Origin of the sequence: Thauera sp. GDN1, assembly GCF_029223545.1 — a bacterium.
Classification (GTDB): Bacteria; Pseudomonadota; Gammaproteobacteria; order Burkholderiales; family Rhodocyclaceae; genus Thauera.
Genome location: NZ_CP097870.1, coordinates 2,022,175 through 2,033,698 on the forward strand (window position 1 = coordinate 2,022,175; position 11,524 = coordinate 2,033,698).

At 67.9% G+C, this 11,524-nt stretch carries 12 protein-coding genes; 9 read left to right on the top strand and 3 right to left on the bottom strand.

Going from position 1 to position 11,524, the window contains the following annotated elements:
• Positions 1–6: 6 nt before the first annotated feature.
• Positions 7–3,015, bottom strand: a complete 3,009-nt coding sequence (locus tag CKCBHOJB_RS09240) for an Rne/Rng family ribonuclease (RefSeq protein WP_281048394.1) — start codon at positions 3,013–3,015, stop codon at positions 7–9.
• Between the two features lie 447 nt (positions 3,016–3,462).
• Between CKCBHOJB_RS09240 and CKCBHOJB_RS09245 the strand changes: the two genes are divergently transcribed.
• Both CKCBHOJB_RS09245 and CKCBHOJB_RS09250 read left to right on the top strand, forming a co-directional pair.
• On the top strand, positions 3,463–4,422 hold the full coding sequence (locus CKCBHOJB_RS09245; protein ID WP_281048395.1) for an RluA family pseudouridine synthase: 960 nt from the start codon (positions 3,463–3,465) through the stop codon (positions 4,420–4,422).
• Positions 4,415–5,071: an HAD-IA family hydrolase gene (locus CKCBHOJB_RS09250; RefSeq protein ID WP_281048396.1), complete on the top strand. Its 657-nt coding sequence runs from the start codon at positions 4,415–4,417 to the stop codon at positions 5,069–5,071. The genes CKCBHOJB_RS09245 and CKCBHOJB_RS09250 overlap by 8 nt, the downstream gene beginning before the upstream one ends.
• A gap of 8 nt (positions 5,072–5,079) precedes the next feature.
• Here CKCBHOJB_RS09250 and CKCBHOJB_RS09255 read toward each other — a convergent pair whose 3' ends face one another.
• Together CKCBHOJB_RS09255 and CKCBHOJB_RS09260 are read right to left on the bottom strand one after the other, a co-directional pair.
• Positions 5,080–5,808: an SAM-dependent methyltransferase gene (locus tag CKCBHOJB_RS09255; RefSeq protein ID WP_281048397.1), complete on the bottom strand. Its 729-nt coding sequence runs from the start codon at positions 5,806–5,808 to the stop codon at positions 5,080–5,082.
• An 82-nt stretch (positions 5,809–5,890) separates the two neighbouring features.
• Positions 5,891–6,466, bottom strand: coding sequence for a Maf family nucleotide pyrophosphatase (locus CKCBHOJB_RS09260; protein ID WP_281048398.1), 576 nt, complete (start codon positions 6,464–6,466; stop codon positions 5,891–5,893).
• Between the two features lie 113 nt (positions 6,467–6,579).
• On the opposite strand from CKCBHOJB_RS09260, the gene CKCBHOJB_RS09265 reads away from it, so the two are divergent.
• The 7 genes from CKCBHOJB_RS09265 to acpP all read left to right on the top strand — a co-directional run bounded on the left by CKCBHOJB_RS09265 (position 6,580) and on the right by acpP (position 11,431).
• Complete coding sequence (locus CKCBHOJB_RS09265; protein WP_281048399.1) at positions 6,580–7,104, top strand: YceD family protein; 525 nt, start codon at positions 6,580–6,582, stop codon at positions 7,102–7,104.
• A gap of 29 nt (positions 7,105–7,133) precedes the next feature.
• On the top strand, positions 7,134–7,313 hold the full coding sequence (rpmF, locus tag CKCBHOJB_RS09270) for a 50S ribosomal protein L32 (RefSeq protein WP_281048400.1): 180 nt from the start codon (positions 7,134–7,136) through the stop codon (positions 7,311–7,313).
• A gap of 95 nt (positions 7,314–7,408) precedes the next feature.
• Positions 7,409–8,425 carry a phosphate acyltransferase PlsX gene (gene plsX, locus CKCBHOJB_RS09275; protein ID WP_281048401.1) on the top strand — a complete coding sequence of 339 codons (1,017 nt, stop codon included), beginning with the start codon at positions 7,409–7,411 and terminating at the stop codon, positions 8,423–8,425.
• The gene (locus CKCBHOJB_RS09280; RefSeq protein WP_281048402.1) at positions 8,422–9,387 is read left to right on the top strand and encodes a beta-ketoacyl-ACP synthase III; all 966 of its coding nucleotides are present in this window, start codon (positions 8,422–8,424) and stop codon (positions 9,385–9,387) included. Before plsX ends, CKCBHOJB_RS09280 begins: the two co-directional genes overlap by 4 nt.
• 33 nt (positions 9,388–9,420) lie before the next feature.
• Positions 9,421–10,350 carry an ACP S-malonyltransferase gene (gene fabD, locus CKCBHOJB_RS09285; RefSeq protein ID WP_281048403.1) on the top strand — a complete coding sequence of 310 codons (930 nt, stop codon included), beginning with the start codon at positions 9,421–9,423 and terminating at the stop codon, positions 10,348–10,350.
• 3 nt (positions 10,351–10,353) lie between these two features.
• Positions 10,354–11,103 (top strand): 3-oxoacyl-ACP reductase FabG, encoded by a 750-nt coding sequence (fabG, locus tag CKCBHOJB_RS09290; protein ID WP_281048404.1) that lies wholly within the window; start codon positions 10,354–10,356, stop codon positions 11,101–11,103.
• A gap of 88 nt (positions 11,104–11,191) precedes the next feature.
• Positions 11,192–11,431, top strand: coding sequence for an acyl carrier protein (gene acpP, locus CKCBHOJB_RS09295; protein WP_002930040.1), 240 nt, complete (start codon positions 11,192–11,194; stop codon positions 11,429–11,431).
• Positions 11,432–11,524: the final 93 nt, after the last annotated feature.

Sequence of the window (11,524 nt, forward strand, 5' to 3'; positions counted from 1 at the left end):
CGCGTCTTACTTGCGGGTCTCGACCTGCTGCAGCGGCTCTTCGGCGATCACCGCGGCGGGCCGCGGCTTGCGGCCGAGGCGCGCCGGCGGCTCGACGGCGCCGGTGCTGAACTGCGCGAGCTTCGTCGGATCGGTCTCGATCTTGATCAGGTCGCTGCCCGTGTCCTGGGCGGAGACGATGATCGGTGCGCTCGGCGCCTGCTCGGGCCTGGTTTCACCTGCGGTTTCCTGAGCCGGCGCGATGGCGGGCGCGGCCTCGACAGCCGGTTCCGCTGCGGCCGCAAGGGTCTCGCTCGTTGCCGCCGAAGCGGCCGCGCTGCCTGCTTCCGCCTCGCTCTCGACCGGGGCGGCGGTGGTTTCGACCGCTTCCGCCTCGGTGAGGCTCACCGCGGTTTCGAACGCTTCGACGGCCTCGACGATCGCCGCAAGCGCGGGCTCGGCGGGCGCTTCGACCGCTGCCTGCACGGATTCGGTCTCGGCAACGCTGCTCTCGGTCGCGACCGGCAAGGGCGCGAGCGCCTGCTCGATGGCCTCTGCCGGAGCGGCTTCCACCGCCTCGGGTGCAGAGGCGACGACCGGCAGCTCGGCTGCGGAGGTTTCCGCTGACGTCTCGACGGCGAGCTGGATGGCTTCGGGTGCGGCGACTTCGCCGGCGCCAGCATCGGCCGCGGTCTGGGTCAGATCCTCGTCGCGCGCTTCCTCGCCGGTTTCACCCGCTTCCATGTCGGTGGTCGCTGCGGCCTGGCCTTCGCCCGCGCGACGGCCACGGCCGCGGCCACGGCGACGACGCTTCTCGGTCGGCGCACCTTCCTCGCCAGCGGTTTCGGTAGTGGCACCTGCTTCCGCAGCCCCGGCTTCGCCGACAGCGGCGGCGGTGGCCACCACGACAGCGGCTCCCGCTGCACCGGCCTTCAGCAGTTCCTCTTCGGCTGCGGCGCGTTCCTCGACCGGCTTCTCGATGCGTTCGCCGGCTTCCTCGGCGCGATTGCCGCGCTGGTTGCGGCCACGACCACGACCGCCCTCGGGGCGTTCGCCGCGTTCCGCGCGTTCGGCACGCTCCGGACGCTCGCCCGCGGCGCGCTGCGGCTTTTCGCCGCCTTCGGCACGCTCGCCACGCTCGGGGCGTGCGCCGCGACCGGCCTGCTGCTGGGTGTCGGCTTCACGATCGCCACGCTCGCCGCGACGCCCGCGGTTGCCGTTGCCGCGCCGGGCTTCGCCGCTGCGCTCGCCACGGCCGCGCTGTTCGCGCTTGGGCGTTTCCTCGACGACTGCCGCCGGTGCCGGTGCGGCCTCGGGCTTGCTGCCGCCGAACCAGCTCAGGATGCGGGCGAACAGGCCCTTCGCAGCCGGGGCCGCCGGGGCCGGGGTCGGAGCGGGGGCAGCCTCGGGTGCGGCGACCGGGGCGGGCTGGGCGGGGGCGATGCCCTTGACCGCAGCCTCGGGGCGCGCCGGGCGCTCGTTGGCCTTGGACGGCAGACGGGCGTCGTCCTCGGCCGGCTTCTGCACCATCTGGTAGCTGGCCAGCGCGATGTCCTCGGCGTTGAGCTGGTCGTGGCGCAGGCGGATGATCTCGTGCGCAGGCGTTTCGAGGTGGCGGTTCGGCACGATGATGAGCTGAACCTTGTGGCGCATCTCGATGCGGGCGATATCGACGCGCTTCTCGTTGAGCAGGAAGGTGGCGACGTCGACCGGCACCTGCAGATGCACCGCGCCGGTGTTGTCCTTCATCGCCTCTTCTTCGAGGATGCGGACGATGTGCAGCGCGGACGATTCGGTGCTGCGGATGTGGCCGGTACCGTTGCAGCGCGGGCAGGTGATGTAGCTGGTCTCGGCGAGCGCCGGGCGCAGGCGCTGGCGCGACAGCTCGAGCAGGCCGAAGCGGCTGATCTTGCCGGTCTGCACGCGGGCGCGGTCATGGCGCAGCGCGTCGCGCAGGCGGTTCTCGACCTCGCGCTGGTTCTTGGCCGACTCCATGTCGATGAAGTCGATGACGATCAGGCCGCCGAGGTCGCGCAGGCGGAGCTGGCGGGCGATCTCGTCGGCGGCCTCGCAGTTGGTGCGGAAGGCGGTTTCCTCGATGTCCGAGCCTTTGGTGGCGCGGCCCGAGTTGACGTCGATCGACACCAGGGCTTCGGTGTGGTCGATGACCACGGCGCCGCCCGAGGGCAGGTTCACCTGGCGCGAGTAGGCCGACTCGATCTGGTGCTCGATCTGGAAGCGCGAGAACAGCGGCACGTCGTCGCTGTAGCGCTTCACCCGCGACACGTTGCCGGGCATGACGTGGGCCATGAACTGGCGCGCCTGCTCGTAGATGTCGTCGGTGTCGATCAGGATCTCGCCGATGTCGGGCTGGAAGTAATCGCGGATGGCGCGGATCACCAGGCTGCCTTCCTGATAGATCAGGAACGCACCGGACTGGCCCTGGGCCGCGCCTTCGATCGCCGTCCACAGCTGCAGCAGATAGTTCAGGTCCCACTGCAGCTCTTCGGCGCTGCGGCCGATCGCGGCCGTGCGCGCGATCATGCTCATGCCCTGCGGCACGTCGAGCTGGTCCATCGCATCGCGCAGTTCGGCGCGCTCGTCACCCTCGACGCGACGCGAGACGCCACCGCCGCGCGGATTGTTCGGCATCAGCACGAGGTAGCGGCCGGCGAGCGAGATGTAGGTCGTCAGCGCCGCGCCCTTGTTGCCGCGCTCGTCCTTCTCGACCTGGACGATCAGCTCCTGGCCTTCCTTCAGCGCTTCCTTGATGGAGGCCTTGCTGGCGTCAACGCCAGGCTGGAAGTAGGAGCGGGAGATTTCCTTGAACGGCAGGAAGCCGTGACGGTCCGCGCCATAGTCGACGAAAGCCGCTTCGAGGCTGGGCTCGATGCGGGTGATGACCGCCTTGTAGATGTTGCTCTTGCGTTCTTCCTTGGCGGCCGATTCGATATCGAGGTCGATCAGTTTCTGACCGTCCACGATCGCGACGCGCAGTTCTTCGGCCTGCGTCGCATTGAAAAGCATGCGCTTCATTTGGATCGTTCTCCCGCGAGAAGTCACACGGGCAGGACGAACGGCGCGCACCATCGCGCTTTCCGGGATCAGGAGCGATTGGGTAGGACTGCTGCTTTCATCCGGTGGGTTTGTCGGGCTGTGATGGGTCGGCTGGTCGAAATTCTCTTGCTCCCGCCCGGCGTGCCGTGTGGGCTTCGGGCCGGAGCATTTGATCCTGCGTATGTGGCTTGCGCATCAAAATCCAACCCGTGGGCTGGATGGGTATGTCGAAGGGGGTCTGTTGCGTTACCATCGGCGCCTTTTCGGCCTTGGATGGCGGGCAACGGTTGAACCGGGAGCGCTCTTCAGGGCTCTTTGCCAGCAGTCTGCGCGCGTCCTCCGGAGCAGGTGTTTCGACCTGACGGATTGTTCGACGTGCCGCACTTGGCTGGCCGCGACCGGTTTAACCGCGCAGAAGTATATTTCATGACGATCATTGAAGGCAAAGCCATTGCAGTCCGGCACGAGCGCATCGACGAGGCCGCGGCCGGGCAGCGCATCGACAACTACCTGATGCGCATCGCCAAGGGGGTGCCGAAAAGCCACGTCTATCGCATCCTGCGCAGCGGCGAGGTGCGGGTCAACGGCCGGCGGGTGCAGCAAACCTACCGCCTGGAAGAAGGCGACGAGGTGCGCATTCCGCCGATCCGGGTGGCCGAGCCCACGCGCAGCGCGCCGGCGCCGGTGGGCAAGGCGCTGCCGGTCGTCTATGAGGACGATGCGATCCTGGTCATCGACAAGCCTTCGGGCAAGGCGGTGCACGGCGGCAGCGGCGTCAGCTACGGCGTGATCGAGCAGCTGCGCGCGCAGCGCCCGGACGCGCGCATGCTCGAGCTTGCGCATCGCCTCGACCGCGAGACCTCGGGTCTGCTGATCGTCGCCAAGAAGCGTTCGGCGCTGACCGTGCTGCACGACATGATGCGCGAAGGCAGGGTGGAGAAGCGCTACCTCACCCTGGTGCCGGGGCGCTGGTCGAACCCGCTGCAGCACGTCAAGGCGGCGCTGCACAAATTCCTGACCCCGGACGGCGAACGCCGGGTGCGTGTGAGCGAGGACGGCAAGCCGGCGCACAGCATCGTGCGCCTGGTCAGGCGCTGGCGCGAATACAGCCTGCTCGAGGTGGAACTGAAGACCGGCCGCACCCATCAGATCCGCGTGCATCTGACCCACCTCGGCTTTCCGCTGTGCGGTGACGACAAGTACGGCGATTTCGCGCTCAACAAGCGCCTGGAAGGCGAGGGGCTGAAGCGCATGTTCCTGCATGCGGCGCAGCTGAGCTTCGCTCACCCGCTGACCGGCGAGACGCTGGCCTTCGCGTCGCCGCTGCCGGAAGACCTGCAATCCTTCATCGACCGGCTCGACGCCGGGGAGAAAAGACATGGCTGAGCGTTTCGACCTGATCGTGTTCGACTGGGACGGCACGCTGATGGACTCGGCGGGCGCGATCGTGCGCGCGATGCAGGCCGCAGCGCGCGACCTCGGGCTGGCCGAGCCGCCGGAGGAGCGGGCGCGCTACGTCATCGGCCTCGGCCTGGGTGATGCACTGCGTCACGCGGTGCCGAATCTGGACGAGTCGGCCTATCCGCGCATGGTCGAGCGCTACCGCCATCACTACCTGTCGTCGGATCACGAGCTGACGCTGTTCGACGGCGTGAGCGCGATGATCGATGCGCTCGCCGAGCGCGGACACCTGCTCGCGGTGGCGACCGGCAAGAGCCGGCTCGGGCTGAATCGCGCGCTCGGCCATTCCGGGCTGGGGGCGTATTTCCATGCCACGCGTTGCGCCGACGAATGCTTCTCCAAGCCGCACCCGGCGATGCTCGAGGAGCTGATGGAGGAGCTGGGCACGGTGCCCGAGCGCACGCTGATGATCGGCGACACCACGCACGACCTGCAGATGGCGAAGAACGCGCGCACCGCCGGGCTGGCGGTCAGCTTCGGCGCGCATCCGGTGTCGGCGCTCGAGGCCGAGTCGCCGCTCGCCTGCGTGCATACGCCGGGCGAGCTGGCGCGCTGGTTGCTGGCGAACGCCTGAGCCGGGCCTCAGGCCAGCAGCAGGAACAGGGCGGGGCGCTTGGCCAGGGCCGGGCGCTCGGCCTTGCGCCAGTCGCGTACGCTGCGGGTGAGCAGGGTTTCGTTCGCGGTGTTGAGCTCGCAGGCCACGCATAGCCGGGTGTCCGGCTTGAGCAACTTGAGCAGGGCCTCGAGCATGCGTTCGTTGCGGTAGGGCGTCTCGATGAAGATCTGCGTCCGTCCGAGCCTGCGCGATTCGTCCTCGAGCGCGCGCAGTGCGGTATCGCGTTCGCCTTCGCTCACCGGCAGGTAACCGTGGAAGGCGAAGCTCTGGCCGTTGAGCCCCGAGCCCATCAGGCCGAGCAGGATCGAGGACGGTCCGACCAGGGGTGCGACGCGGATCCCGAGGGCGTGCGCGCGCGCCACCAGGCGGGCGCCGGGGTCGGCCACCGCCGGGCAGCCGGCGTCCGACATGAGTCCGATGTCTTCGCCGGCGAGCGCGGGCGCGAGCAGGGTGTCGAGCGCGGCCATCGCGCCGGGGCCGTCCTCGGGCAGTTCGCGGATGTCGGTCTCGCGCAGCGGGTGCGGGTAGTCGAGTTGCTTCAGGTGCGCGCGTGCGGCGCGCGCGGTCTCGACCACGAAGCGGCGCAGTCCTGCCGCGATAGCCTGCGCCTGGGTGGGCAGGAAGGCCGCCCAGGGCGTGGCTTCGCCGAGCGCGACCGGGATCAGGTAGAGCGTGCCGCGCTTGTCGTGCTGCATGTGTGCGGTTCCGGATTTGTTGTTGGTGTCGTCTTCAGGCAGACGCGTCAGCGGCCGGGAAGGTGGTGATCCGCGGACCAGGTCACGGCAGTTGCAGGCCTTCGGCGCGCAGCATGCGCGACAGCGCGATCAGCGGCAGGCCGATCAGTGCGGTCGGGTCCTCGCCCGGCATGGCGTCGAGGAGGGTGATGCCGAGGCCCTCGGATTTGGCGCTGCCGGCGCAGTCCAGCGGGCGTTCCTTGGCGACGTAGCGGCGGATCTCTTCGTCGCTGAGATCGCGGAAGCGTACACGGGTGGGAATGCCCTCGACCTGCAGGTGGCCGCTGCGGGTGTTCAGCAGCGCCAGTGCGGTGTGGAACACCACTGTCTGTCCGCGCATGCGCTGCAGCTGGGCGATCGCACGCGCCTCGGTGCCGGGTTTGCCGAAGATCTCGTCTCCGAGATAGGCGACCTGGTCGCTGCCGATGACCAGTGCGTCCGGCCAGCGCGCGGCGACGGCGCGCGCCTTCTCCGCGGCCAGGCGCTCGGCGATCGCCGCAGGCGCCTCGCCGGGCAGCGGGGTTTCGTCGGTTTCGGGGCGATCGGTCTCGAAGGGTAGGTGCAGGCGCTCGAGCAGCATCTTGCGGTAGGCCGAGGTCGAGGCGAGGACGACTTTCATCAGTTGGGATGCGTTCGGGCTGGGGAGGGAGGCTCGGTGGTGCGCGCGGGTCCGTTTTCAAGCCAATTGAAGGCTTTACACGCGACTCGAAAAAATAATATCATGCGCGGCTTATGTCGCAACAAGGCGTTCCGTCCAGAGTCGTATCGGACCCGTTCCGGTTTGCCGCAGAGTCCCGTTCGGTCGAAGGGGTGCTCGTAGCGGCGGATTTGCTGCGTCTGTCCGATGCGCTCGCGTCTTCGGATGGCAGCGTGCGGTGGCGGCTCGAGGGTTTCATGGTCGAGGGTGCAGCAGGCTCGGAGCCGAGGCTGCGTCTTCAGGTCGAGGGTACGCTCGACCTGCGCTGCCAGCGTTGTCTGGGCGGGCTGGAGTGGCCGCTGCGGATCGACACGCTGCTGCAGCCGGTCAGGAGCGGGCAGCCGATTCCGGAAGACGAGCTCGAAGACGACGAGGTCGACGCGATCGAGATCGACGGCGAGCTCGACGTGCTCGCCTTGCTCGAGGACGAGGTGCTTCTGGCACTGCCGATCGCTCCGCGACACCAGGTTTGTGAGGCACCAAAGCCGCAAGGCGGGGTGTCCGAAGAATCGCCTTTCGCTGCGCTGGCGTCGCTGCGAGGCAGTCACAGCGCGAAATAGGCGCGATATTTGTTTTAGGAGTCTTACTCATGGCCGTTCAACAGAACAAGAAGTCCCCCTCCAAGCGTGGCATGCACCGTGCCCACGACTTCCTCACCGGCCCGGCGCTGGCCGTCGAGCCGACCACGGGTGAAGTCCACCTGCGTCACCACATCAGCCCCAACGGTTTCTACCGTGGCAAGAAGGTGCTGAAGGCCAAGGGCGAGTAATACTGCGGCCCGTGAAGATCAGGGCGGCGCAAGGCGCAATGCGCCTGCGCCGCCTTTTTTCCGACCTCGAAAACCAGAAATCACGCAGGATGCCGATGGGTGTCACCATTGCGATCGACTGCATGGGTGGCGATCACGGCCCAGCCGTGACCGTGCCTGCCACGCTGTCCTTTTTGCGTACGCACGCCGACGCGAGTGCGATCCTCGTCGGGCGCGCGGAAGCGATTCAACCCCTGCTCGGCAACGCGGCAGCCGAATTCGGCGCGCGCCTGCGCCTGCATGCGGCGAGCGAAGTCGTGGCCATGGACGATCCGCCTGCGATCGCCATGCGCAACAAGAAAGACTCCTCGATGCGGGTCGCGATCGACCTGGTCAAGTCGGGCGAGGCTGCGGCCGCCGTTTCGGCGGGGAATACCGGCGCGCTGATGGCGATTTCGCGCTTCGTGCTCAAGACCCTGCCCGGGATCGACCGTCCCGCGATCGCCACCGTGCTGCCGTCGATGAAGGGGCACACCTATGTGCTCGACCTCGGTGCCAACGTCGATTGCAGCGCCGAACACCTGCTCCAGTTCGGGGTGATGGGCGCCATGCTCGTCGCCGCGATCGAGCACACCGAGCGCCCGTCGGTCGGCCTGCTCAACATCGGCGAAGAAGTCATCAAGGGCAACGACGTCGTCAAGGAAGCGGGGGAGTTGCTGCGCAACAGCGGTCTCAACTTCTACGGTAACGTCGAGGGCAACGACATCTACGAGGGCACGGTCGACGTCGTCGTCTGCGACGGTTTCGTCGGCAACGTCGCGCTCAAGACCTCGGAAGGTCTGGCGCAGATGATCGGTGCCTTCCTCAAGCAGGAGTTCAAGCGCTCGCTGCTGACGCGGCTGATGGCGGTCGTCGCCCTGCCGGTGCTCAAGCGCTTCAAGCAGCGCGTCGATCACCGGCTGTACAACGGGGCGCCGCTGCTCGGCTTGCGCGGCGTGGTCCTCAAGAGCCATGGCTCGGCCGATGCGGTGGCCTTCGGGAACGCGCTTTCGCGTGCGGCCGAGGCGGCGTCCAACCGGCTGATCGAGCGCATTACCGAACGAATGGCCAGCATGAACGAGGTGAAGGCATGATCTACGCACGGATCGCGGGAACCGGAAGCTGCCTGCCGGGCGACCCAGTCAGCAACGACGACCTGGTGGCGCGCGGGATCGATACCTCGGACGAATGGATCGTCAGCCGCTCCGGCATCCGCAGCCGCCATCTCGCCGCCGCCGACGTCGGCGCCAGCGATCTGGCGCGCGTCGCCGCCGAGCGTGCGATCGAGGCGGCGGGCTGCGAGGCCGATGACATCGACCTCATCATCGTCGCCACCTCCACGCCCGACTACATCTTCCCCAGTACCGCCGCGCTGGTGCAGTCCAAGCTCGGCATCCGCAACGGCGGGCCGGCCTTCGACGTGCAGGCGGTGTGCAGCGGCTTCGTGTATGCGCTGACGGTGGCGGAGAAGTTCATCCGTTCGGGCAGCCACAAGCGCGCGCTGGTCATCGGCGCCGAAGTGTTCTCGCGCATCCTCGACTGGTCGGATCGCGCGACCTGCGTGCTGTTCGGCGACGGCGCCGGTGCAGTCGTGCTCGAAGCCTCGGAGCGTCCCGGCATCCGCGCCGCCGCGCTGCATGCGGACGGCAGCCATCACCCCATCCTGTGCGTGCCCGGCGGCGTGGCCTCGGGCCAGGTGATCGGCGATCCCTTCCTGCGCATGGACGGCCAGGCGGTGTTCAAGTTTGCGGTCAAGGTGCTCGGCGAGGTCGCACAGGAAGTGCTCGACCAGGCCGGCGTCCCGGCCGACAGCGTGGACTGGCTGATTCCGCACCAGGCCAACATCCGCATCATCCAGGCCACGGCCAAGCGCCTCGGCTTGCCGATGGAGCGGGTGATCACCACGCTCGATCACCACGGCAATACCTCGGCGGCGTCGATTCCGCTCGCTCTCGACGAGGCGGTCCGCAGCGGCAAGCTGCGCGAAGGGCAGCGCGTCATCGTCGAAGGCGTCGGCGGCGGCTTCACCTGGGGCGCGGCCCTGATCGATTTCTGATTCCAGATCTTTTCTGACAAAGCGGAGAACAGCATGGCATTTGCGCTGGTTTTTCCTGGCCAGGGTTCGCAGTCGGTCGGCATGATGGCCGCCTACGGCGAGTCGGCCGTGATTCGTGACACCTTCGCCGAGGCCTCGGACGCGCTGGGCGAAGACCTGTGGGCGATGGTCAATGACGGCCCCGCCGAACGTCTCGCGCTCACCGTCAACACCCAGCCGTTGATGCTGGCCGCAGGCGTGGCGGCTTACCGCGCCTGGCTGGCTGCGGGAGGTCCGAAGCCGGCCATGGTCGCCGGCCACAGCCTGGGCGAGTACTCCGCGCTGGTCGCCGCGGGCGCGATGGCCTTCAAGGACGCCGTGCCGCTGGTGCGCTTCCGCGCGCAGGCGATGCAGGAAGCGGTGCCGGCGGGCGAGGGCGCCATGGCTGCGGTGATGGGCCTGGAGGCCGATGCGGTGCGCGAAGCTTGTGCCGAGGCGGCGCAGGGCGACGTGGTCGAGGCCGCGAACCTGAACGCGCCCGGCCAGATCGTGATCGCCGGCGCCAAGGCCGCGGTCGAGCGCGCGAGCGAGATCGCCAAGGCCAAGGGTGCCAAGCGTGCGGTGCTGCTGCCGGTGTCCGCTCCCTTCCACTGCGCGCTGATGCGTCCGGCGGCCGAGCGTCTTGCCGAGCGCCTCGCCGGGGTGAGCATCGTCAAGCCGGAGATCGAGGTCATCAACAACGTCGACGTCGCCGTGTATGACGATCCCGAGAAGATCCGCGACGCGCTGGTGCGCCAGGCCTTCTCGCCGGTGCGCTGGATCGAGCTGGTGCAGGCGATGGCCGCGCGCGGCATGAGCCCCGTCATCGAATGCGGCCCGGGCAAGGTGCTGGCCGGCATGACCAAGCGCATCGCCAAGGACGTCGAAGGCGGCTCGGCGCACGACGCCGCCAGTCTCGAACAAGCCATTGCGGCAGTGAGGTAAGACATGAGTTTTTCGCTCGAAGGGCAGGTCGCGCTGGTCACCGGAGCATCGCGCGGCATCGGTCGTGCCGTGGCGCTGGAACTGGGTCGCCTGGGTGCGACCGTGGTCGGTACCGCGACCTCGGAGTCCGGCGCCGCCGACATCGACAAGGCGCTCGCCGAGGCCGGCATCAAGGGTGCCGGCCTGGCGCTCGACGTCACCGACGCCGCTGCCTGCGAGGCGCTGGTCGGCGAGGTCGAGAAGCGCTTCGGTGCGATCGGCGTCCTGGTGAACAACGCCGGCATCACCCGCGACAACCTCGCCATGCGCATGAAGGACGAGGAGTGGGATGTGGTGCTCGACACCAACCTGCGCGCGGTCTTCCGCATGAGCAAGCTGGTCATGCGCGGCATGATGAAGGCGCGCAACGGCCGCATCATCAACATCACCTCGGTGGTGGCCAGTTCCGGCAACCCGGGCCAGGCCAACTACGCGGCCGCCAAGGCGGGCGTGGCGGGCATGACGCGCGCGCTGGCGCGCGAGCTGGGCAGCCGCAACATCACCGTGAACTGTGTCGCTCCCGGTTTCATCGACACCGACATGACGCGTGCGCTGCCCGAAGCGGCGCGCGACGCCCTGCTCGGCAACATCGCGCTGGGTCGCCTCGGCCGTCCGGAAGAAATCGCCGGCGCCGTGGCGTTCCTCGCTTCCCCCGCTGCCGCCTACGTGACTGGGACCACCCTGCACGTCAATGGCGGCATGTACATGTCCTGATTTGCGTCGGGATAGCGGTTCCGCGGCGTTTTGGTAGAATACGCCGGCTTTTTACATTCACCTGTCACCCTCAGGAAGGAGTTGGTTCATGGAGAACATCGAACAGCGCGTCAAGAAGATCGTCGCTGAGCAACTTGGCGTGAACGAATCGGAGATCAAGACCGAGTCTTCGTTCGTCGATGATCTGGGCGCGGATTCGCTGGACACCGTGGAACTGGTCATGGCGCTGGAAGAAGAGTTCGAGTGCGAGATCCCGGACGAAGAGGCCGAGAAGATCACCACCGTCCAGCAGGCGATCGACTACGTCAACGCCCACCTCAAGAAGTAAGCATCCCGCGCTGTTCCAGCGTACCCTGTCCGGCGCCTGCAGTTTCCTGCGGCATCCGGGCAGGCTTCATTTTTTCAATGATTTAGACGGAGT

Excerpts from the sequence above, each read along its gene's own strand:
- CKCBHOJB_RS09240 (WP_281048394.1), bottom strand. The coding sequence starts at position 3,015 with ATGAAGCGCATGCTTTTCAATGCGACGCAGGCCGAAGAACTGCGCGTC.
- CKCBHOJB_RS09245 (WP_281048395.1), top strand. The coding sequence starts at position 3,463 with ATGACGATCATTGAAGGCAAAGCCATTGCAGTCCGGCACGAGCGCATC.
- CKCBHOJB_RS09250 (WP_281048396.1), top strand. The coding sequence starts at position 4,415 with ATGGCTGAGCGTTTCGACCTGATCGTGTTCGACTGGGACGGCACGCTG.
- CKCBHOJB_RS09255 (WP_281048397.1), bottom strand. The coding sequence starts at position 5,808 with ATGCAGCACGACAAGCGCGGCACGCTCTACCTGATCCCGGTCGCGCTC.
- CKCBHOJB_RS09260 (WP_281048398.1), bottom strand. The coding sequence starts at position 6,466 with ATGAAAGTCGTCCTCGCCTCGACCTCGGCCTACCGCAAGATGCTGCTC.
- CKCBHOJB_RS09265 (WP_281048399.1), top strand. The coding sequence starts at position 6,580 with ATGTCGCAACAAGGCGTTCCGTCCAGAGTCGTATCGGACCCGTTCCGG.
- rpmF (WP_281048400.1), top strand. The coding sequence starts at position 7,134 with ATGGCCGTTCAACAGAACAAGAAGTCCCCCTCCAAGCGTGGCATGCAC.
- plsX (WP_281048401.1), top strand. The coding sequence starts at position 7,409 with ATGGGTGTCACCATTGCGATCGACTGCATGGGTGGCGATCACGGCCCA.
- CKCBHOJB_RS09280 (WP_281048402.1), top strand. The coding sequence starts at position 8,422 with ATGATCTACGCACGGATCGCGGGAACCGGAAGCTGCCTGCCGGGCGAC.
- fabD (WP_281048403.1), top strand. The coding sequence starts at position 9,421 with ATGGCATTTGCGCTGGTTTTTCCTGGCCAGGGTTCGCAGTCGGTCGGC.
- fabG (WP_281048404.1), top strand. The coding sequence starts at position 10,354 with ATGAGTTTTTCGCTCGAAGGGCAGGTCGCGCTGGTCACCGGAGCATCG.
- acpP (WP_002930040.1), top strand. The coding sequence starts at position 11,192 with ATGGAGAACATCGAACAGCGCGTCAAGAAGATCGTCGCTGAGCAACTT.